The organism is Teichococcus aestuarii, assembly GCF_042651065.1.
Taxonomy (GTDB): Bacteria; Pseudomonadota; Alphaproteobacteria; order Acetobacterales; family Acetobacteraceae; genus Pseudoroseomonas; species Pseudoroseomonas aestuarii.
This window is the reverse complement of record NZ_JBHSCH010000173.1, coordinates 1-717: the sequence shown is the minus strand read 5'-3', so window position 1 is coordinate 717 and position 717 is coordinate 1. Positions and strand designations below refer to the sequence as shown.

The 717-nt window shown below is 69.9% G+C and carries 1 protein-coding gene; it reads right to left on the bottom strand.

From position 1 onward, the window contains the following. Positions 1–717 (bottom strand): fumarylacetoacetate hydrolase family protein (locus ACFOY6_RS24225; RefSeq protein WP_379652470.1); only part of this gene is annotated, 717 nt, incomplete at its 5' end.

Here is a 717-nt window from a genome sequence, read left to right as displayed (position 1 = left end):
TCAGGCCTCGTCCTCGACGGTGTTGACGAGGGTGCCGATGCCCTCGATCTCGATCTCCATCGTGTCGCCGCCCTTCATGAAGACCGGCGGCTTGCGGGCATAGCCGACGCCGCTCGGCGTGCCCGTGGCGATGACATCGCCCGGCTCCAGCGTCATCGCCTCGGAGAGGATGGCGAGGATGCGCGGGACGGAGAAGATCATGTCGGAGGTGTTGCTGTCCTGCATCGTCTCGCCGTTGAGGCGGGCGGTGATGCGCAGCGCGTTGGGCCCCTGCGGCAGCTCGTCGGGCGTGACGATCTCGGGGCCGAGGCCGCCGGTGCGGTCGAAGTTCTTGCCCATGCCCCACTGGGTCGATTTGCGCTGGTAGTCGCGCACCGAGCCCTCGTTCATGCAGGTGTAGCCGGCGACGCAGGAGAGCGCCTCGGACTCGCTCAGATGCCGCGCGCGCTTGCCGATGACGATGGCCAGCTCCGCCTCGTAGTCGAACTTGTCGGAAGCCTTCGGCCGCAGCAGCGCCTGGCCATGCGCGGCGAGCGAGGTGGGGCCGCGGAAGAACACCGCTGGATAGTCGGGGATGGGGTTGTTCCCCTCCTTGGCGTGCAGCGCGTAGTTCAGCCCGATGCAGACGACCTTGCCGGGGCGCGGGATGACGGGCAGCAGGGTCAGCCCGGCGAGCGGCCGGCGCGGCGCATCGGCGAGGCGCGCGGCCAGGGCGGG